Genomic DNA, 19,690 nt, shown 5'->3' on the forward strand with positions numbered 1-19,690 from the left:
GAGTTACGCGGGGTCAGACCCGTTCGCGGTGGCGCAGGCGGGTGACGAACGGTTCGTGCGGGCCGCTGCGGCGCAGGGCCAGCAGCCGCGCCCCGTCGAGCGGATCGCCCAGCGGCGGGCGCAGTTCCAGGACATGTGCGGACGCGGTGAGGGCCGCCGTGAGCGGATCCAGCAGCGGTGCGCCGAGGTGGGTCAGGCCGCCCGTGACGGCCACCGGGACCGGGGCGTCGCCGATCCGGCGGGCGGCGGCGGACACCGCGTCGGCCAGCGCGTCGGCGGCGTCTCGCAGGATGCGCCCGGCCGCCGGGTCCCCGTGGGCCGCGGCCCGTGCGACCGCCGGGGCGAAGGCGGCGGCGGACCGGGCGGGGCTGCCGTCCCGCGACACGGTGGCGGGCAGGCGCTCCAGCGCGCCGTACTGCTCGATCGCTGCGGTGCGCAGCGCGGTCTCGGCGCCCCGGCCGTCGTGGGCGCGCAGCGCCGCGCGCAGTCCCGCGAGGCCGATCCAGGCGCCGCCGCCCTCGTCGCCCAGCCAGGGCCCCCAGCCGTCGACGAACGCGAACGCGCCCTCGGCGGCGGCGACGGTCACCGCGCCGGTCCCGATGGCGAGGACCACCCCCGCCTCCCCGCCCAGCGCCCCGGCGTGCGCGGTCACCGCGTCGCTGGTGACGGCGGCCTCGTCGGTGGGCATCGTGGCCAGCAGCCGCTGGGCCAGCGCGCGGGCGGCGTCCGGTGCGGCGGCGGCCCCGGCGGCCCCCACGCAGACGGTGCGCAACCGCTCGACGGCCGCGTCCTTGAGCGCCGCCTCGGCAGCACTCCGTACCGCCGTCTCCGCCGCGATGACCCCTCCGGACGAGGCCAGGCCCGGCGCTCCCGGCACCTCGTGCACGGACAGGGGCGCGGCGCCGTCCTCGGTCCAGACCGCCGCACGGCACCCGGTCTTGCCAAGATCCACAGCGAGCACAGCAGTCATGGAGACGCTCTCTTCTCGAGGAGGTGGAAGCGGAAGCGGTACATGCGCGTTCGGCGTTCGGACGTGGTGCCGAGTATCAGAAGAGCGAGCGCGGCATGTCAATAAGTAACCACCCAGCTTTGCGTCTCGTTAATTTTTGACGACCCCGCGTCCCCGCTGCCTACACTTCATCCGTCCCGTACGGCTCTGGAGGAGCGCATGGCCCCCACGACGGCATCCCCCGATCCGGCAGAGCCGGTCCGCGAGTCGCCCCCGGTCGACCTGCTGGCGAGCATCCGCGGCGCCCTGCCGCATCTCGCCCCGGCCGAGCAGCGCGTGGCCGAGGCGGTGCTCGCCGACCCCGCGCAGGCCGCCGAGTTCTCCATCAGCGCCCTGGCGGGCCGCGCCCGGACCTCGGTCACCACGGTCATGCGGTTCTGCCGGGCCGTCGGGCTGGCCAACTACCCGCAGTTGCGGCTGGCGTTGGCCGGTGCCGCCGCCCGCGAGGACGCGCTGCGCGGCGACCGGGCCTGGACCAGCGGGGACATCAGCGCCACCGACTCGCTCCAGCAGGTGGTCGAGAAGATCATCTACAGCGAGGCGCGCTCCTTGGAGGAGACCGGCGCCCGGCTCGACGTGGACATGCTGGAGCGAGCGGTCGACGCGGTGGCCGCCGCCCGGCGGATCGACATCTTCGGTGTGGGCGCGAGCGGGGTCGTCGGCCAGGATCTGCATCAGAAGCTGCACCGGATAGGCCGGATGGCGTTCGTCTGGACCGATGTCCACGCCGCGCTCACCGCCTCCGCGCTGCTCGGTCCCGCCGATGTCGCCATCGGGATCTCCCACTCCGGCACCACCAGCGACACCATCGCACCGCTCCAGGCCGCGGCCGGGCGCGGTGCGACGACCATCGCCCTGACGAACTTCGCGCGCTCGCCGATCGCCGAGAGCGCCGACCTGCTGCTGACCACCTACGCCCTCGAGGCCCCCTACCGGGTCGGCGCCACCGCCAGCCGTATCGCCCAACTCGCGCTCGTGGACTGCCTGTTCGTCGCCGTGGCCCAGCGCTCCTACGACGACTCGACCGAGGCGCTCAGCGGGACCTGGGGCGCGATCCACGACAGTGGCACGCGCCGACTGCCCCCGGTGCCGCCGGCCGGCTCCTGACCGCCGGACATCCGAGGCCCCTGACCACTGCCCGCCCCCGCGGCCGTAGCCCGAACCCCGCCGGGGTGATATGAGATGGTTTGACGACCCGCGGCGGGCTAAGCGCTTGCTCGCCGGGGTATTGTCCGCACTGCAACACGTTCTTAACATCACTGATGTCACATCGGTTGTGTCACAGAGCTGGGGGCTTGATGGCAGTGGCAGGGACGCCTGGGCACGGCCCACTCGCGGGTGTGCGTGTCGTCGAGCTGGCGGGCATCGGACCCGGCCCGTTCGCCGGGATGCTGCTGGCCGATCTCGGCGCCGACGTGGTGCGCGTCGACCGGCCGGGCGGTCCGGGGCTCGGGGTCGCCCCCGAGTACGACATCACCAACCGCAACAAGCGCTCGGTGGTGGTCGACCTGAAGTCCGAGGACGGCCCCGCCCGCGTCCTGGACCTGGTCGAACGCGCCGACATCCTCATCGAGGGCTACCGTCCGGGCGTCGCCGAACGCCTCGGCATCGGCCCCGAGGCCTGCCACGCCCGCACCCCCCGCCTCGTCTACGGCCGGATGACCGGCTGGGGCCAGGACGGCCCGCTCGCCCCGCGCGCCGGACACGACATCGCGTACATCGCGCTCACCGGCACGCTCGGCATGATCGGCGACCCCGACGCACCGCCCACCGTCCCCGTGAACCTCCTCGGCGACTACGCGGGCGGCGCGCTCTACCTCGTCGTCGGCGTCCTCGCCGCCCTCCATCACGCGCGCGCGACGGGCGCCGGACAGGTCGTGGACGCGGCCATCGTCGACGGCACCGCCCATCTGACCTCGATGATCTACGGCATGCTCGCCGCCGGGGGCTGGCAGGACCGCCGGGGCGCCAACCTCCTCGACGGCGGCTGCCCCTTCTACGGCACCTACGAGACGGCCGACGGCCGCGCCATGGCTGTGGGCGCCCTGGAACCGCAGTTCTACGCGGAGTTCGTGAAGCTGCTCGGCCTCGACGAGCAGCTCCCGGCCCGCGAGGACATCGCCCGCTGGGGCGAGTTGCGGCAGGCGATCGCGGCCCGCTTCAGAACCCGTACCCGCGACGAGTGGACCCGGCTCTTCGACGGCTCCGACGCGTGCGTGGCCCCGGTCCTCTCGCTCCGCGAGGCCCCGGCCCACCCCCACCTCGCCGCCCGCGGCACCTTCACCGACCATGAGGGCATCACCCAACCGGCGCCCGCGCCCCGCTTCTCGGTCACCCCCACGTCGGTCCGCGGCGGCCCGGCCCGGCCCGGCGCCGCCACCGCGGACGTGGCGCGTGACTGGGACGTCCCCCGACTCCTCCAGGACGACGTCCCCCGACCTCTCCAGGACGGCGACTGAAGATCACCCGCCGTTCCCGCTCGGCCGACCCTCCTCGAAAGGCTTACCAGTGAGCACCGAAGCGTACGTGTACGACGCGATCCGCACCCCGCGCGGGCGCGGCAAGGCCAATGGCGCCCTGCACGGCACCAAGCCCATCGACCTGGTGGTCGGACTCATCCACGAGGTACGGCGCCGGTTCCCCGACCTCGACCCGGCCGCGATCGACGACATCGTCCTCGGGGTCGTGGGCCCGGTCGGCGACCAGGGCTCCGACATCGCCCGGATCGCCGCGATCGCCGCCGGGCTGCCCGACACGGTCGCCGGGGTCCAGGAGAACCGCTTCTGCGCGTCCGGCCTCGAAGCCGTCAACCTGGCCGCGGCGAAGGTCCGTTCGGGCTGGGAGGACCTGGTGCTCGCGGGCGGCGTCGAGTCGATGTCGCGCGTCCCGATGGCCTCGGACGGCGGCGCCTGGTTCGCCGACCCGATGACCAACATGGCCACCAACTTCGTGCCCCAGGGCATCGGCGCCGACCTCATCGCCACCATCGAGGGCTTCACCCGGCGGGACGTGGACGAGTTCGCGGCGCTGTCCCAGGAGCGCGCCGCGACCGCCTGGAAGGAAGGCCGCTTCGAGAAGTCCGTGGTGCCGGTGACGGACCGCAGCGGCCTGGTCGTCCTCGACCACGACGAGCACATGCGCCCCGGCACCACCGCCGACTCGCTGGCCAAGCTCAAGGCGTCGTTCGCGGACATCGGCGACCTGGGCGGCTTCGACGCGGTGGCGCTGCAGAAGTACCACTGGGTCGAGAAGATCGACCACGTCCACCACGCGGGCAACTCCTCCGGCATCGTGGACGGCGCGTCGCTCGTCGCGATCGGTTCCAAGGCGGTCGGCGAGCGGTACGGACTGACCCCGCGCGCCCGGATCGTCTCGGCGGCGGTCTCCGGCTCCGAGCCGACGATCATGCTGACCGGCCCCGCGCCCGCCACCCGCAAGGCGCTCGCCAAGGCGGGCCTGACGATGGACGACATCGACCTGGTCGAGATCAACGAGGCGTTCGCGGCAGTCGTGCTGCGGTTCGTGCGGGAGATGGGGATCTCGCTGGACAAGGTCAACGTCAACGGCGGCGCCATCGCCCTCGGTCACCCGCTCGGCGCGACCGGCGGGATGATCCTCGGCACCCTGGTGGACGAACTGGAGCGCCAGGACAAGCGATACGGGCTGGCCACGCTGTGCGTGGGCGGCGGCATGGGCATCGCCACCATCGTCGAGCGTGTCTGACCTTCCCCGACGGACCTACAGAGCACCCCTGATGACACTCGAGTCCACCACCATCCGCTGGGAACAGGACGACACCGGCATCGTCACCCTCGTCCTCGACGACCCGAACCAGTCCGCGAACACCATGAACCAGGCGTTCAAGGAGTCGATCGCGGCGATCGCCGAGCGCGCCGAGGCCGAGAAGGACTCCATCCGCGGCATCGTCTACACCTCCGCGAAGAAGACCTTCTTCGCCGGCGGCGACCTCAAGGACATGATGAAGGTCGGCCCCGACGAGGCCCAGCAGGTCTTCGAGACCGGTATGGCGATCAAGCACGCGCTGCGCCGTATCGAGACCCTCGGCAAGCCGGTCGTCGCCGCCCTCAACGGCGCGGCCCTGGGCGGCGGTTACGAGATCGCCCTCGCCTCCCACCACCGCGTCGCCCTGGACGCCCCCGGCTCCAAGATCGGCCTGCCCGAGGTCACCCTCGGCCTGCTCCCGGCGGGCGGCGGCGTCACCCGTACCGTCCGGCTGATGGGCATCACCGACGCCCTGCTGAAGGTGCTGCTCCAGGGCACCCAGTACACGCCCCGGCGCGCCCTGGACAACGGCCTGGTCCATGAAGTGACCGCCACCCGCGAGGAGATGCTCGCCAAGGCGCGCGCCTTCATCGACGCCAACCCCGAGTCCCAGCAGCCCTGGGACAAGCCGGGCTACCGCATCCCGGGCGGTACGCCGTCCAACCCGAAGTTCGCCGCCAACCTCCCTGCCTTCCCGGCCAACTTGAGGAAGCAGTTGAACGGCGCCCCCTACCCGGCGCCGCGCAACATCCTCGCGGCGGCCGTCGAGGGCTCCCAGGTCGACTTCGAGACCGCCCAGACCATCGAGGCGCGCTACTTCACCGAGTTGGTCACCGGGCAGACCGCGAAGAACATGATCCAGGCGTTCTTCTTCGACCTCCAGGCCGTCAACTCCGGCGCCAACCGCCCGCAGGGCATCGAGCCCCGCACGGTCCGCAAGGTGGCGGTCCTCGGCGCCGGGATGATGGGCGCGGGCATCGCCTACGCGTGCGCCCGCGCGGGCATCGAGGTCATGCTCAAGGACGTCTCTCCGGAGGCGGCGGCCCAGGGCAAGGCCTACTCCGAGAAGCTGTGCGCCAAGGCGGTCGCCAAGGGGCGTACGACGCGGGAGAAGGCGGACACGCTGCTCGCCCGGATCACCCCCACCGCCGAGGCCACCGACCTCGCGGGCTGTGACGCCGTCATCGAGGCCGTCTTCGAGGACCCGGGGCTCAAGCACAAGGTGTTCCAGCAGATCGAGCACATCGTCGAGCCCGACGCGCTGCTGTGCTCCAACACCTCGACCCTGCCGATCACCGTGCTCGCCGAGGGTGTGGAACGGCAGAGCGACTTCATCGGGCTGCACTTCTTCTCGCCCGTCGACAAGATGCCGCTGGTCGAGATCATCAAGGGCGAGCGGACCGGCGAGGAGGCGCTGGCGCGCGCCTTCGATTTGGTGCGGCAGATCAACAAGACGCCGATCGTGGTCAACGACTCGCGCGGCTTCTTCACCTCCCGCGTCATCGGCCACTTCATCAACGAGGGTGTCGCGATGGTCGGCGAGGGCATCGAGCCCGCCTCCGTCGAGCAGGCGGCGGCGCAGGCGGGCTACCCCGCCAAGGTGCTGTCCCTGATGGACGATCTGACGCTCACCCTGCCCCGCAAGATCCGTAACGAGACGAAGCGGGCGGTCGAGGAGGCGGGCGGCACCTGGGCGTCGCACCCGGCCGAGGCCGTCATCGACCGCATGGTCGACGAGTTCGAGCGCCCCGGCCGCAGCGGTGGCGCCGGGTTCTACGAGTACGGCGAGGACGGCAAGCGCGGCCTGCTGTGGCCGGGCCTGCGCGAGCACTTCACCGAGCCGGGATACGAGATCCCGTTCGAGGACATGCGGGAGCGCATGCTGTTCTCCGAGGCGCTGGACACCGTCCGGCTGCTGGAGGAGGGCGTGCTGACGTCCGTCGCCGACGCCAACATCGGCTCGATCTTCGGCATCGGATTCCCCGGCTGGACCGGCGGCGTCCTTCAGTACATCAACGGGTACGACGGCGGTCTCGCGGGCTTCGTGGCCCGTGCGCGGGAGCTGGCCGAGCGCTACGGCGAGCGGTTCACGCCGCCCGCGCTGCTGGTGGAGAAGGCGGAGCGGGGAGAGCGCTTCACCGACGCGCGCTGACCTCGGGTCGCGTATCGGACCGCGGGTGCCCGTGGAGGCCGTAAGGCTCCGCGGGCACCCGCATGTTCATCGACGGCTCAGCGGTCCTGCGCGGGCCGGGCGAGCCACTCCCGCAGCTCTTCCTTCAGGGAGCGCTGGAAGGTGGTGAGCAGCGCCTGCACCACCAGCGGGTGCATATGCGCGGACAGGGACCGTACGTCCGTGGGGTCGCGCTCGGCCACGGCGTCGCGGAACAGCCGCGAGAGCGCGTGCGCCGCGGCCCGGGAGTGCTCGATCAGGACGGTGCGGGCGGCGAGGACCGTCTCATGGGTGAACGGGACGTCGATCAGCTCGACGCCGAGGCGCAGCAGCCCGGGGTCCATGCGGAAGCGGTCGTCGGCCCGCTCGATGACCCCGAGCGCCGCGAGCCGCTCCAGCTCGTCCTCGTCCAGCGCCCGTCCCGCGCGGCGTTCCAGCTCCTCGCGGGACACCGCCTCCACGGCGTCCGGCGCCCAGGAGGCCACGACGGCCCGCTGGAGCGCGAGGTCGCGCGCGGTCAGGTCCGTGGGAAGCTGCCGCAGATACCGTTCGATCCCGGCCAGCGTCATACCCTGGCGCTGCAATTCGTCGATCAGCTCCAGCCGGGCCAGGTGCCCCGGCCCGTAGTGCCCCACACGCCGCGGCCCGATCACCGGCGGGGGCAGCAGTCCCTTGGCGCTGTAGAAGCGGACGGTGCGGACCGTGACGCCCGCGCGCGCGGCCAGCTCGTCGACGGTGAGCGTCGGCTCCTCGGTCTCGGTCGTCATATGGAGCAGTATCGCTGTCCCACTAATGCTGTGAAACCTCTACGCGCTCAGAACGACTCAGAGCGATCGGTTGGCGTTCATATATCGGGACATTCAGTGAAGATACGGAGAACATGTGAGAAGTCCCGCTATGTGATCTGCGTTATCGCATTCGCAAAGGTTTCTGAGAGAGTGTGGCGCTCGGTCTGTGCCGCCTCAGAGTCGGCCGGGCCGAGGACTTACCGAGCCACAGAGAGAGATCCACGCGTGAGCAAGGACGCCGTGAACACGGCCGTGGCCGCATCCTCCGGGGGTGCGACCCACCAGCCCGCAGACGCGGGCGACGCCGGTTACAGCAAGGACCTCAAGTCCCGCCACATCAACATGATCGCGATCGGCGGGGCGATCGGCACGGGCCTCTTCCTCGGAGCGGGCGGCCGGCTGCACAGCGCGGGCCCCGCCCTGGCGCTGGCCTACCTGGTCTGCGGTGTCTTCGCCTTCTTCGTCGTCCGCGCGCTGGGCGAGCTGGTCCTGTACCGGCCCTCGTCCGGGTCCTTCGTGTCGTACGCGCGTGAGTTCCTCGGCGAGAAGGGCGCCTACGTCGCGGGCTGGATGTACTTCCTCAACTGGTCGACGACCGGCATCGCCGACATCACCGCCATCGCGCTCTACACGCACTACTGGAGCATGTTCACCTCCGTCCCGCAGTGGGTGCTCGCCCTGATCGCGCTCGCGGTCGTCCTGGCCGTGAACCTGATCTCGGTGCGGATCTTCGGCGAGATGGAGTTCTGGTTCGCGATCATCAAGGTCGCCACCCTGGTCGGCTTCATGCTGATCGGCATCTTCCTGCTGGCCACCCAGCACCCGGTGGGCGGCCACACCCCGGGCCTGAGCGTGATCGGCGACAACGGCGGCTTCTTCTCGCACGGGGTCATGCCCGTGGTCATCGTGATGCAGGGCGTGATCTTCGCCTACGCGGCCCTGGAACTGGTCGGCGTCACCGCGGGCGAGACCGCCGAGCCGGAGAAGGTCGTCCCGCGCGCGGTGAACTCGATCATGTGGCGCGTGGGCCTGTTCTACGTCGGCTCCGTGGTCCTGCTCGCGCTGCTGCTGCCCGGCTCGGTCTACTCCGCGGGCGAGAGCCCCTTCGTCACCGTCCTGTCGAAGATCGGCGTATCGGCGGCCGGTGACGTGATGAACCTGGTCGTGCTGACCGCCGCGATGTCGTCGCTGAACTCGGGCCTCTACTCCACCGGCCGCATCCTGCGCTCCATGGCGATGGCGGGGTCGGCGCCGAAGTTCACGGCGCGGATGAACCGCAGCCAGGTCCCCTACGGCGGCATCCTGCTCACCTGCGCGGTGTGCGTGCTCGGCGTCGGCCTGAACTACCTCGTGCCGAGCCAGGCCTTCGAGATCGTGCTGAACGTGGCGTCCCTCGGGATCATCAGCACCTGGGTGATCATCATGATCTGCCACCTGGTCTTCGTCCGCCGCGCCAAGGCGGGCCTGGTCACCCGGCCCTCCTTCCGGCTGCCCGGCAGCCCGGTCACGGAGCTGGTGACCATCGGCTTCCTGCTCGCCGTCCTCGTCCTCATGTGGAACGACCCCGGGATCGGCCGCAAGACGCTGCTGCTCCTGCCCGTGATCGCCGCCCTGCTCGTCGGCGGCTGGTTCGCCCTCGGCCGCCGCCGCGCCCAGACCGAGAACCAGGGCCTGACCCGCATCACGCGATAACGGATCCGGGCCGCCGGCGAGGCGGCCCGGGGTATCCGTCCCGGGCCGCCCGCGCGGCGGTGGAGATCAGTCCGCGTGGATGTTGTTCGTCGCGGCGATCTTCTGCCAGGACTTCGGCGGGGTCGTGGCGGACAGCGCGGCGCGTGCCGTGGGCTTCGACGGCTGGAACAGCCAGGTGTCGAAGAGCGCGGCCAGTGGCTTGCCGGACACGCGCTCCGCGTACGCCCGGAAGTCCGCCACCGAGGCGTTGCCGTACGCGTGCTCCTTCGGCCAGCCCTTCAGCAGCGCGAAGAACGCCTTGTCCCCGACCTCGTCGCGCAGCGCCTGGACGGCGAGCGCGCCCCGGTCGTAGACCGCGATGTCGAACTGGTCGTCCGGGCCCGGATCACCGGGCCTGACCGTCCAGAACGGATCGTCGGCCGGGTGCGAGGCGTACACCTGGTCCGCCAGCTCCCGCGTCGTGCCCTCGCCCTCGTGCTCCGACCACAGCCACTGCGCGTACCGCGCGAAGCCCTCGTTGATCCAGATGTCCTTCCAGCCCTTCAGCGACACGGAGTCGCCGTACCACTGGTGGGCCAGCTCGTGCACGACGACCGAGGGGTTCGCGCCGTTCGCGAACTGCTTCGGGCTGTAGTACACGCGCGTCTGCGTCTCCAGCGCGTACGACGTGGTCGTGTTGGGGACATACCCGCCGACCGAGTCGAACGGGTACCGCCCGAGATAGCCGCTCAGCCAGTCGACGATCTCCCCGGTGCGCTCCAGGCTCGCCCGCGCGGCCCGGTCGTAGGCGCCGAGATCCTTGCTGTACGCGTTGATGATCGGGACGCCGGCCGACGTCTTCCCCGTGGTGATGTCGAACTTGCCCACCGCGAGCGTGGTGAGATACGTCGCCTGCGGCTTGTGCTGCCGCCAGCTCCAGGTGGTCCAGCCCCGCTTCGAACGCGTCGGCAGCAGCGTGCCGTTGGAGATCGCCTGGGTACCGTCCGGCACCTGCACCGACACGTCGTACGTCGCCTTGTCACTCGGGTGGTCGTTGCTCGGGTACCACCACCAGGCCGACTCGGGCTCGTCCGCGGCGATCGCGCCGTCCGGGGTGCGGTGCCAGGTACTGAACCCGTAGGCGCTCTTCGTGGACGGCACCCCGCTGTAGCGGACCACGACGGTGAGCGGCGTGCCCCGGCGCAGCGGGGTGGCCGGGGTGATCTCCAGCTCGTGCTCGCCGGAGGTGGCGAAGGAGGCCTTCGCGCCGTTCACCCGCACCTCGCCGACGTCCAGCAGGAAGTCCAGATCGAAGCGGGACAGATCCTCGGTGGTCCTGGCCCGGATGGTCGCCGTGCCCTCCAACTCGTCCGTCGCGGGCCGGTACTTGAGCTTCAGGTCGTAGTGGGAGACGTCGTATCCGCCGTTGCCGTAGTTCGGGTAGTAGGCGTCGCCGGCGCCCGGAGCCCCGGGCCGGTAGTCGGCCGCGGATGCCGGGATCGCCAGCAGCAGGGAAGCGGCGGCGAGGGCTCCCGGGGCGATGAGTCTGCGGTGCACGAGAACTCCAAGTCGTAGGCGCATGAAGTCTGTTCGGACCTATTCAGTCCCTTGGGCCCCAGCCGTGTCCATGGCGCCGACGGCCGAATGATCGTCATCCGGCCGCCGGAGCAACGAGTTTGACGCGCCCTCAGACAGCTGAGTCCGCCAACTCGGCAGCCTCGCGCGCGCATCCCCACGCCACCGTGACACCGGCGCCACCGTGCCCGTAGTTGTGCACCAACGACCCCCCGCCAGGGAGTACTTCACGCTCCAGCCGTACGGCCTCCCGCACCGGCCGCAGCCCCACCCGGTGTTCGAGGACCCGCGCCCCGGCGATCTCCGGCAGCATCGCCGCGCACCGCGCCATGATCTGCTCGGCCGTACCGGGATCGGGCGTGAGCGACCAGGCGTCGTCCTCGGCGGTGCCGCCCAGGATCAGCCCGCCGGGCTGCGGGAACAGATACGTGCCCGCCTCGGACGTGGGGTCCACCGACGTCAGCCAGGTGGTGATGCCAGGGTTCTCCACCAGGACGAGCTGCCCGCGTACCGGCCGCACCAGCGGATCGGGCACCAGCTCGCGGGCGCTCAGGCCCGTGCAGTTGACGACGACGGACGCCTCGGTGGCCGGTTCCGCCAGATCCGCGACCGTACGCTCCTCGACGCGCCCTCCCGCCCGCAGCAACCGCTCGCGCAGCCACCGCAGATGGGTCGGCATGTCGATGAGCGGAAGCCGCGCCCACAGCCCCGTCCCGGCGTACTCGGCATCCGTCGCCGCGCGAAGTCCCTTGATCCGGGCGGCCCATGGCCCCAGTTCGGCCAGCCGCGTCTCGCCGAGCACACCCGGGACCATACGGACGCCCGTCACCTCGGGCCGCGCCGCCAACTCCTCGTACACGGCCAGGGATTCGAGGGCCCACTCGCCCACGAGGGCCTCGGGCTCGATCCGGTACGGCCACCACAGGGCGCCCGCGACCGCCGAGGTGGTCCGCTCGGCGGGCTCCCGCGTCCACACCCGCACCCGTCGGCCGTTCTCCGCCAGGACGATCGCCGTCGTCAGCCCGATGACCCCGCCGCCGACCACGATCACACCATCGCTTCGCTCACTGTCCACGCCCGGACGCTAGCCCAATGTGCGCTGCCGTGCTCACATCACGCGCAGTGTGGGAATACTCACACCATGTCTGCCGAGTACGCGACCTTCGGCCTGGCACCGGCGATCCGCGCCGGTGGTGTTCTCCCAGGCGGTGACTACCAAGTGCACCGGGATTTCGTGGACTTCGTCGTCGACGGACGTCCGCTGCTGTTCCAGCTCTCCGACCTGGACGCCGTCTCCCCGCTCGCCTCCGACATACCGCCCGCGATCTTCACCGCGCAGGTGCAGAGCCTCCTGCTGGAGGCCGACGCCCCGCTCGAAGGCGGCCGTTACGTCATCTACGGCTGCCCGGAGTGCGAGGACCTGTCCTGCGGCGCGGTCACCGCGGTCATCGAGAAGGACGGCGACGACTTCGTGTGGCGCGACTTCGCCTGGCAGACGCGCGAGCGGGCGGATCTGGAGCTGAACGGCTACCACGGGATCGGCCCGTTCCGCTTCCGTGGCGACGCCTATCGCAGCGCCCTCACGTCCCTGCTCGACCACCCTGCGGCGCCGCGGCACCGGGTGCTGCTGATCGGCTCCCGGGTCGCCGTCCTGGCCCGGCTCGCCGCCGCGCTGCGCACCATCGGCATCGGCGCGGAGATCGCGTACGACGCCACCGACGTGCCCGCCGAGGAGCTGCGCGGGTACGGCGCGGTGGCGTTCGGCAGAGCGATCGGCGAGTCCCAACGGGCCGCCGTGCGGGAGGCGTTCGCCCGCGCGGGTGCCGAGGTCGCCTGGGTCGACGGGCTCGCCCCGATCGTGCCCCTGCTCGTCGCGCAGATCGAGGACGCCCTCGACCGCACCCCCGTGGAGCGCCGCCGCCTCACCGAGCTGACCGCGGTCGGCGACGCGGCGGAACTGGAGGTGACGTCCACCTGCCGCGTCCAGGTCACCGCCTACCGCCAGGACCGACTGCACCGCGTCCATGTCCACGAGGCCTTCGACGACGTCCTGGCAGCGGGCCGCCATCGCATCGCCCTCGATCCCCGGGCGACGAAGGGGGAGTCCTTCGTGGTGGCCCGGACCACCGGGGGCGCGCTGGTGGCGGCCGTGACGCACTGAGCGGCCGCGAGGCGCCGGACCACCGCGGGCCCGGCCCCTCCGCGACGAGGACGACGCGGAGAAGCCGGGCCCACGAACCTCAGCGGCGGCCGTTCTTGGAGTCCAGCAGACCCGCGCGCCGCAGCGCGTCGGCCATCGCGCTGTTGGCGGGCGGGGGCGCCTGACGCGAGCCACCGCCCTGACGGGACCCGCCGCCCTGGCGGCCCTGGCGCTGCTGCGGAGGCCGCCCACCGCGCTGCCGCCGCCCGGCGCCCTCCGGCTTGTCCTGCGCGGCGGCCTCGTCGTCCAGGCGCAGCGTCAGCGAGATCCGCTTGCGCGGAATGTCGACGTCGAGGACCTTCACCTTGACGATGTCGCCCGGCTTCACCACGTCCCGCGGGTCCTTGACGAACGTCCTGGACATCGCGGAGACATGGACGAGACCGTCCTGGTGGACGCCGATGTCCACGAAGGCACCGAAGGCGGCCACGTTCGTGACGACCCCCTCCAGGACCATCCCCGAGGACAGATCGGAGAGCTTCTCGACGCCTTCCTTGAACGTGGCCGTCCTGAACGCGGGCCGCGGGTCACGGCCCGGCTTCTCCAGCTCCTTCAGGATGTCGCTCACGGTCGGCAGACCGAACGTCTCGTCCACGAAGTCGGACGGCTTCAGCGAGCGCAGCGTCGACGTGTTGCCGATGAGCGCGGCCACCTCCGCGCCGGAGGTCTTCACCATGCGCCGGACGACGGGGTACGCCTCCGGGTGCACGCTGGAGGCGTCCAGCGGGTCCGTGCCGCCCCGGATGCGCAGGAAGCCCGCGCACTGCTCGAAGGCCTTGGGGCCGAGCCGCGCCACCTTCTTCAGCTCCGTACGCGAGGCGAACGGGCCGTTGTCGTCACGGTGCTTGACGATGTTCTCCGCGAGCCCGGAGGAGATACCGGAGACCCGGGCGAGCAGCGGGGCCGAGGCCGTGTTGACGTCCACGCCCACGCCGTTCACACAGTCCTCGACCACGGCGTCCAGCGAGCGGGACAGCTTCACCTCGGACAGGTCGTGCTGGTACTGGCCGACACCGATGGACTTCGGGTCGATCTTCACCAGCTCGGCCAGCGGGTCCTGGAGACGGCGGGCGATGGAGACCGCGCCGCGCAACGACACGTCCATGTCCGGCAGTTCCTGCGAGGCGAACGCCGAGGCCGAGTACACCGACGCGCCCGCCTCGGACACCATCACCTTGGTGAGCTTCAACTCCGGGTGCTTGGTGATCAGTTCACCGGCGAGCTTGTCGGTCTCGCGGGACGCCGTGCCGTTGCCGATCGCGACCAGCTCGACCGCGTGCTCCTTGGCCAGGCGCGCCAGCTTGGCGATGGCCTCGTCCCACCTGTTGGCCGGGACATGGGGGTGGATGACATCCGTCGCGACGACCTTGCCGGTCGCGTCCACCACGGCGACCTTCACACCCGTACGGAACCCGGGGTCCAGACCCAGCGTCGCGCGCGTACCGGCCGGGGCGGCGAGCAGCAGGTCGCGCAGGTTCGCCGCGAACACCGCCACCGCCTCGTCCTCGGCGGCCGTGCGCAGCCGGAGGCGCAGATCGATGCCGAGATGCACGAGGATCCGGGTGCGCCAGGCCCAACGGACCGTGTCCGTCAGCCACTTGTCACCGGGCCGCCCACGGTCGGCGATCCCGAAGCGCTGCGCCACGATGCCCTCGTACGACGACGCGGCCGAGGCCGACTCGGCGGGCTGCTCCGGCTCCAGGACGAGATCGAGGACCTCCTCCTTCTCACCGCGCAGCATCGCGAGGATCCGGTGCGAGGGCAGCTCGGTGAAGGGCTCGGCGAAGTCGAAGTAGTCGGCGAACTTGGCGCCCGCCTCCTCCTTGCCCTCCCGCACCTTGGCGGCCAGCCGCCCGCGCACCCACATCCGCTCGCGCAACTCGCCGATCAGGTCCGCGTCCTCGGAGAAGCGCTCGGTGAGGATCGCCCGCGCGCCGTCCAACGCGGCCTGCGCGTCGGCCACTCCCTTGTCGGCGTCGACGAACGCGGCTGCCGCGGCGAGCGGTTCGACACCGGGGTCACCGAGCAGGCCCTCGGCCAGTGGCTCCAGACCCGCCTCGCGCGCGATCTGCGCCTTCGTCCGCCGCTTCGGCTTGAACGGCAGATAGACGTCCTCCAGGCGCGCCTTGGTCTCCGCGCCCCGGATCCGCGCCTCCAACTCCTCGGTGAGCTTGCCCTGCTCGCGCACGGACTCCAGGATCGCCGTCCGCCGCTCCTCCAGTTCGCGCAGATAGCGCAGCCGCTCCTCGAGCGTGCGCAGTTGCGCGTCGTCGAGCATCTCGGTCGCTTCCTTGCGGTAGCGGGCGATGAAGGGCACCGTCGAACCGCCGTCGAGCAGCTCGACCGCGGCCCGCACCTGCCGCTCCCGTACGCCGAGTTCCTCGGCGATCCTGCTTTCGATGGACCCTACGAGGGGTGTGGTCACGTCCCGTACCGCCTTCTCCACTGAGGTTGCGCGGCAATTGTGGCAGGTGGCCCCGACAACGGGCGATCAGGGCGCCGATCGGCCACGTCGCCGCACGCGGATCGGCCACGTCGCTCCGCACCGTCCGGGGCAGCGTGGACACGGGGAGGTATGGCAGGAAACGTGGGATATTCGTCCTTGCGGCCGTCCCCCGGCGGGCCAAGAATCGACGTATGCGTACCCTTCTGGTCGTCCTCTTCGACGGCGTGCAGAGCCTGGACGTCACCGGCCCGGTGGAGGTCTTCGCGGGCGCCGAGACGCGCTGCCCGGGGACGTACCACATCACCACGGCCTCCCTGGACGGCGCTCCCGTCCGCACCTCCAGCGGCCTCACGCTCGTCCCGGACCACGCCCTCGCCGAGGCGCCCGCCGCGCACACCCTGCTCGTCCCGGGCGGCCAGGGCACCCGCGGCCCCGACCCGCGCCTGGTCGACTGGCTGCGCGCGCACGGCCGCCGCCCCGAGCGGCTGGTCTCCGTCTGCACCGGCGCGATTCTCCTCGCCCGCGCGGGCCTGCTCGACGGCCGCCGGGCGACCACGCACTGGGCGTACTGCGAGACGCTCGCCCGGCAGCACCCCGAGATCGACGTCGACCCCGACCCCATCTACGTACGCGACGGCTCCGTCGCCACCTCGGCCGGTGTCACCTCCGGCATCGACCTCGCCCTGGCCCTCGTCGAGGACGACCTGGGCCGTGAGGCCGCGCTGAGCATCGCCCGCCATCTCGTCGTCTTCCTGCGCCGCCCCGGCAACCAGGCCCAGTTCAGCGCACAGCTCGCCGCCCAGACCGCGCAACGCGCGCCCCTGCGCGAGGTCCAGCAGTGGATCACCGAACACCCGGGCGACGACCTCACCGTGGAGTCGCTCGCCGCGCGGGCCAGGCTGTCGCCCCGCCACTTCGCCCGCGCCTTCCAGAACGAGACCGGGACGACCCCCGGCCGCTATGTGGACCGGGTCCGCCTCGAACACGCCCGCCGTCTGCTGGAGGACACCGCCGACGGCGTCGAGGAGATCTCCCGCGCCAGCGGCTACGGCACGCCCGAGTCGATGCGCCGTGCCTTCGTGAAGGCCCTCGGCACGGCCCCGGCGGAGTACCGGCGCCGCTTCCGCCCCGCGGCCGCCACCTGACCCTCGCCCCTCCCACCGAAGGGAACACCATGCAGATCGCCATCGTCCTCTACGACCGCTTCACCGCCCTGGACGCCGTCGGCCCCTACGAGACCCTCGGCCGCCTCCCCGACGCGGAGACCGTCTTCGTCGCCGAGCAGGCCGGACCCGTGCGCACCGACACCGGAGCCCTCGCGCTCACCGCCGACCGGACCCTGGCCGAGGTACCGAGCCCCGACATCGTGGTCGTCCCCGGCGGCCCCGGCCAGACCCCGCAGATGGAGAACCCCGTCCTCCTCGACTGGCTGCGCGCTGCCGACGCCACCAGCACCTGGACGACGTCCGTGTGCACCGGCTCCCTGCTGCTGGCCGCCGCCGGGCTGCTCCAGGGCCGCCGCGCCACCTCGCACTGGCTGGCCCTGGACACCCTGCCCCGGTTCGGCGCCGAACCGACGGGCGAGCGCGTCGTGTTCGACGGCAAGTACGTCACCGCGGCCGGTGTCTCCGCCGGTATCGACATGGGGCTGACCCTGCTCGGCCGGATCGCGGGCGACGAACACGCCCAGGCCGTACAGCTCTTGACCGAGTACGACCCGCAACCGCCCTACGACGCGGGGTCCCCGCTGAAGGCGCCCGCCCACCTCGTGGAGGAGTTCCGCGCCAAGAGCCGCTTCAGTCTGACGTAGTCCAGCTGAACCGCGGCTGCCTGCGCTCCAGGAACGCGGCGACGCCCTCCGCGGCGTCGCCGCTGCCGCGCGCCTGCTCCGCCCAGTACGCGTCCCGGTCCGTGCGCCCGTTCGCGAACTCCTTGGCCGAGGCCTGGGTCAGGAGGGAGCGCGCGCCCAGCAGGCGCGTGAACTCCGCCACCCGCTTGTCGAGTTCGCCCTCGGGCAGCACCTCCTCGACCAGCCCCGTGCGCAGGGCCCGCGGGGCGTCGATCAACTCACCCGAGAACAAGAGGTACTTGGTGGTGCCGGGGCCCACCAGCGAGGTCAACCGCCGCGTGGAGGAAGCCGCGTAGACGATCCCCAGCTTGGCCGGGGTCACCCCGAACAGCGCGCCCTCCTCCGCGAACCGCAGATCGCACGCCGCCGCCAACTGCACGCCGCCGCCCACGCAGTGACCGCGCACGGCCGCCAGTGTCGGCTTCGGGAACGCGGCCAGCGCCTCCTCGGCCCGTACGGCCAGCGTCTGCGCCGCCGTCGGCGACCCGCGCAGCGTGGAGATGTCGGCGCCCGCGCAGAACGTCCCGCCCTCGCCGGTGAGCACCAGCACCCGTATGTCCGGATCGGCGGCCAGCGCGTCGAGCAGGGGTGGCAGGGCCTCCCACATGCCGGCCGTCATGGCGTTCCGCTTGGCCGGGTGGTGGATGACGACGGTCGCGACCCCGTCGGTGACGCTGTGCAGCAACTGCGGCTCCATGGGCCGGATGCTATCCGTACGTCCCAAGGCGTACGGGACGGGGGCGACGGGACCGGGGGACACCAAGCCGTACAACCCGAAGAGTTCCGAAGGCGAAGCAAGGGGAACAGGAACGGTCGTACGAGCGACCATGTCATGCGTCCCCGGTCAGATGTCGTCGATACCTGCCGATTTGTGTTCAGTCATACGGTGCGGAGCAGTGCGTTCCCAACACTCGATGCGTGGTGACAATCGAGCGCAAGGGTGGCGACCGGACGATGGAGAGCCAAGGGGGAGGGTCCGGCCCACGCCCTGACAGCGGCGGGAACGTACCGGGCGACGGCAGACCAGCGGGGCCGCTGCCGTACGAGGGTGTGTGGCGGTTCACCGCCGCGGCCGTGGACGCCTCGGTGCCGCAGGCGCGGCACGCCGTCCGTGATCTGCTCGGCCGGCAGGGCGTGCCCGCCTCGGACGACACTGTGCAGGCGCTGCTGCTGATCGTCTCCGAGCTGGTCACCAACGCCGTCCGGCACGCGGCGCTGCTGTCGCCGATGCTCGCCGTGGAGGTCGCCGTCGGGCCCGAGTGGGTGCGGGTGGCGGTGGAGGACAGCCATCCCTACCGCCCCAGCGCCCTGGAGGCCGACCACGGCCAGACCGGCGGCCGGGGGCTGCTCCTGGTGCGAGAGATCACCAAGGAGTCGGGAGGCGCGTGCCATGTGGAGCATACGGCGAACGGGGGCAAGGTGATCTGGGCCGCCCTGCCGCTGAAACCCGTATGGGCGGGCTGAGTTTGCCGACCCCGTAGCGACCGAGGGGTCCGTCCCGTAGGGACCGGCGGGTCCGTCCGGCCGCGCGGGCTGGACGGACCCCTGGTTCACCAGCCCGCCGACGTACCCGTCAGCTCCCGGACCGCGGGCCGCGCCGCGTCCAGGACGGTCATGAACCACGCCGAGAACGTGTCCTTCGCGTGCCGCTCCGCCAGCTCCTCCGGCGTCACGAAGGCCGTCGAGGCGACCTCCTCCGGGTCGGGGTGCACGGTGGACTGCACCAGTCCCACGAACAGGTGGTTGAACTCCTGCTCCACGAGGCCCGAGTCCGGGTCCGGGTGGTTGTAGCGCACCGTGCCCGCCTCGGCGAGCAGCGAGGGGGAGACCCCCAGCTCCTCGTACGTCCGCCGGGCCGCCGCCGCGAACGGGGCCTCGCCCGGGTAGGGGTGGCCGCAGCAGGTGTTCGACCAGACACTGGGGGAGTGGTACTTGCCCAGCGCCCGCTGCTGCAACAGCAGACGGCCCTGCTCGTCGAAGAGGAACACCGAGAACGCGCGGTGCAGTTGGCCCGGCGCCTGATGGGCGGTGAGCTTCTCCGCGGTGCCGATCGTGGTGCCGTTCTCGTCGACCAGCTCCAGCATGATGGCTTCGGCGTTGCCGTTCGACGCACGGTTCGTCGCAGTGGCAGGTGTGATCGGCATACCCATCCTTCGCATCGGTTGTTCAGCCCCAAGTCTGCCGTACGGATCGTCGGCT

General features: G+C 71.6%; 16 protein-coding genes. 9 read left to right on the top strand and 7 right to left on the bottom strand.

From position 1 onward, the window contains the following. Window positions 1–13: 13 nt before the first annotated feature. On the bottom strand, window positions 14–970 hold the full coding sequence (locus ACZ60T_RS11775; RefSeq protein WP_469665743.1) for an N-acetylglucosamine kinase: 957 nt from the start codon (window positions 968–970) through the stop codon (window positions 14–16). A gap of 198 nt (window positions 971–1,168) precedes the next feature. On the opposite strand from ACZ60T_RS11775, the gene ACZ60T_RS11780 reads away from it, so the two are divergent. From ACZ60T_RS11780 to ACZ60T_RS11795, 4 genes are all read left to right on the top strand, one after another. Next, window positions 1,169–2,116 carry a MurR/RpiR family transcriptional regulator gene (locus ACZ60T_RS11780; RefSeq protein ID WP_365628149.1) on the top strand — a complete coding sequence of 316 codons (948 nt, stop codon included), beginning with the start codon at window positions 1,169–1,171 and terminating at the stop codon, window positions 2,114–2,116. 191 nt (window positions 2,117–2,307) lie between these two features. After that, window positions 2,308–3,468 carry a CaiB/BaiF CoA transferase family protein gene (locus ACZ60T_RS11785; RefSeq protein WP_469665744.1) on the top strand — a complete coding sequence of 387 codons (1,161 nt, stop codon included), beginning with the start codon at window positions 2,308–2,310 and terminating at the stop codon, window positions 3,466–3,468. A 49-nt stretch (window positions 3,469–3,517) separates the two neighbouring features. After that, window positions 3,518–4,732: an acetyl-CoA C-acetyltransferase gene (locus tag ACZ60T_RS11790; protein WP_469665745.1), complete on the top strand. Its 1,215-nt coding sequence runs from the start codon at window positions 3,518–3,520 to the stop codon at window positions 4,730–4,732. 31 nt (window positions 4,733–4,763) lie between these two features. Then, window positions 4,764–6,944, top strand: coding sequence for a 3-hydroxyacyl-CoA dehydrogenase NAD-binding domain-containing protein (locus ACZ60T_RS11795; RefSeq protein WP_469665746.1), 2,181 nt, complete (start codon window positions 4,764–4,766; stop codon window positions 6,942–6,944). Window positions 6,945–7,021: 77 nt separating this feature from the next. On the opposite strand, the gene ACZ60T_RS11800 is transcribed toward ACZ60T_RS11795, so the two are convergent. Continuing rightward, window positions 7,022–7,729, bottom strand: coding sequence for a MerR family transcriptional regulator (locus ACZ60T_RS11800; RefSeq protein ID WP_365628161.1), 708 nt, complete (start codon window positions 7,727–7,729; stop codon window positions 7,022–7,024). A gap of 246 nt (window positions 7,730–7,975) precedes the next feature. Between ACZ60T_RS11800 and ACZ60T_RS11805 the strand changes: the two genes are divergently transcribed. After that, complete coding sequence (locus ACZ60T_RS11805) at window positions 7,976–9,442, top strand: amino acid permease (RefSeq protein ID WP_469665747.1); 1,467 nt, start codon at window positions 7,976–7,978, stop codon at window positions 9,440–9,442. A gap of 66 nt (window positions 9,443–9,508) precedes the next feature. On the opposite strand, the gene ACZ60T_RS11810 is transcribed toward ACZ60T_RS11805, so the two are convergent. Further along, the gene (locus ACZ60T_RS11810; protein WP_469665748.1) at window positions 9,509–10,978 is read right to left on the bottom strand and encodes a M1 family metallopeptidase; all 1,470 of its coding nucleotides are present in this window, start codon (window positions 10,976–10,978) and stop codon (window positions 9,509–9,511) included. 130 nt (window positions 10,979–11,108) lie between these two features. Continuing rightward, entirely contained in the window at window positions 11,109–12,071 is a 963-nt protein-coding gene (locus ACZ60T_RS11815) for an FAD-dependent oxidoreductase (RefSeq protein WP_469665749.1), read from the bottom strand. Between the two features lie 66 nt (window positions 12,072–12,137). Here ACZ60T_RS11815 and ACZ60T_RS11820 point away from each other — a divergent pair, with 66 nt between their 5' ends. Continuing rightward, window positions 12,138–13,157, top strand: a complete 1,020-nt coding sequence (locus ACZ60T_RS11820) for an oxidoreductase (protein WP_469665750.1) — start codon at window positions 12,138–12,140, stop codon at window positions 13,155–13,157. A 79-nt stretch (window positions 13,158–13,236) separates the two neighbouring features. Here the strand turns inward: ACZ60T_RS11820 and ACZ60T_RS11825 are convergent, their stop codons facing one another. Next, window positions 13,237–15,621, bottom strand: coding sequence for a Tex family protein (locus ACZ60T_RS11825; protein ID WP_365628176.1), 2,385 nt, complete (start codon window positions 15,619–15,621; stop codon window positions 13,237–13,239). A 212-nt stretch (window positions 15,622–15,833) separates the two neighbouring features. On the opposite strand from ACZ60T_RS11825, the gene ACZ60T_RS11830 reads away from it, so the two are divergent. Both ACZ60T_RS11830 and ACZ60T_RS11835 read left to right on the top strand, forming a co-directional pair. Beyond that, complete coding sequence (locus tag ACZ60T_RS11830; RefSeq protein WP_469665751.1) at window positions 15,834–16,787, top strand: GlxA family transcriptional regulator; 954 nt, start codon at window positions 15,834–15,836, stop codon at window positions 16,785–16,787. A gap of 29 nt (window positions 16,788–16,816) precedes the next feature. After that, the gene (locus ACZ60T_RS11835; protein WP_365628182.1) at window positions 16,817–17,452 is read left to right on the top strand and encodes a DJ-1/PfpI family protein; all 636 of its coding nucleotides are present in this window, start codon (window positions 16,817–16,819) and stop codon (window positions 17,450–17,452) included. Here the strand turns inward: ACZ60T_RS11835 and ACZ60T_RS11840 are convergent. Then, window positions 17,439–18,188 (bottom strand): enoyl-CoA hydratase/isomerase family protein, encoded by a 750-nt coding sequence (locus tag ACZ60T_RS11840; RefSeq protein ID WP_469665752.1) that lies wholly within the window; start codon window positions 18,186–18,188, stop codon window positions 17,439–17,441. The genes ACZ60T_RS11835 and ACZ60T_RS11840 overlap by 14 nt on opposite strands. 257 nt (window positions 18,189–18,445) lie before the next feature. On the opposite strand from ACZ60T_RS11840, the gene ACZ60T_RS11845 reads away from it, so the two are divergent. Continuing rightward, the gene (locus tag ACZ60T_RS11845; RefSeq protein WP_365628361.1) at window positions 18,446–18,955 is read left to right on the top strand and encodes an ATP-binding protein; all 510 of its coding nucleotides are present in this window, start codon (window positions 18,446–18,448) and stop codon (window positions 18,953–18,955) included. Between the two features lie 86 nt (window positions 18,956–19,041). On the opposite strand, the gene idi is transcribed toward ACZ60T_RS11845, so the two are convergent. Continuing rightward, window positions 19,042–19,635 (bottom strand): isopentenyl-diphosphate Delta-isomerase, encoded by a 594-nt coding sequence (gene idi, locus ACZ60T_RS11850; protein WP_469665753.1) that lies wholly within the window; start codon window positions 19,633–19,635, stop codon window positions 19,042–19,044. Between the last annotated feature and the right edge of the window lie 55 nt (window positions 19,636–19,690).

Source organism: Streptomyces sp. NPDC104371 (genome assembly GCF_055583785.1).

What these genes read in the sequence shown, in the direction of transcription:
- ACZ60T_RS11820 (WP_469665750.1), top strand. Translation starts at nt 12,138, where the DNA reads ATGTCTGCCGAGTACGCGACCTTCGGCCTGGCACCGGCGATCCGCGCC.
- ACZ60T_RS11785 (WP_469665744.1), top strand. Translation starts at nt 2,308, where the DNA reads ATGGCAGTGGCAGGGACGCCTGGGCACGGCCCACTCGCGGGTGTGCGT.
- ACZ60T_RS11800 (WP_365628161.1), bottom strand. Translation starts at nt 7,729, where the DNA reads ATGACGACCGAGACCGAGGAGCCGACGCTCACCGTCGACGAGCTGGCC.
- ACZ60T_RS11830 (WP_469665751.1), top strand. Translation starts at nt 15,834, where the DNA reads ATGCGTACCCTTCTGGTCGTCCTCTTCGACGGCGTGCAGAGCCTGGAC.
- ACZ60T_RS11775 (WP_469665743.1), bottom strand. Translation starts at nt 970, where the DNA reads ATGACTGCTGTGCTCGCTGTGGATCTTGGCAAGACCGGGTGCCGTGCG.
- ACZ60T_RS11795 (WP_469665746.1), top strand. Translation starts at nt 4,764, where the DNA reads ATGACACTCGAGTCCACCACCATCCGCTGGGAACAGGACGACACCGGC.
- ACZ60T_RS11780 (WP_365628149.1), top strand. Translation starts at nt 1,169, where the DNA reads ATGGCCCCCACGACGGCATCCCCCGATCCGGCAGAGCCGGTCCGCGAG.
- ACZ60T_RS11845 (WP_365628361.1), top strand. Translation starts at nt 18,446, where the DNA reads ATGGAGAGCCAAGGGGGAGGGTCCGGCCCACGCCCTGACAGCGGCGGG.
- ACZ60T_RS11840 (WP_469665752.1), bottom strand. Translation starts at nt 18,188, where the DNA reads ATGGAGCCGCAGTTGCTGCACAGCGTCACCGACGGGGTCGCGACCGTC.
- ACZ60T_RS11835 (WP_365628182.1), top strand. Translation starts at nt 16,817, where the DNA reads ATGCAGATCGCCATCGTCCTCTACGACCGCTTCACCGCCCTGGACGCC.
- idi (WP_469665753.1), bottom strand. Translation starts at nt 19,635, where the DNA reads ATGCCGATCACACCTGCCACTGCGACGAACCGTGCGTCGAACGGCAAC.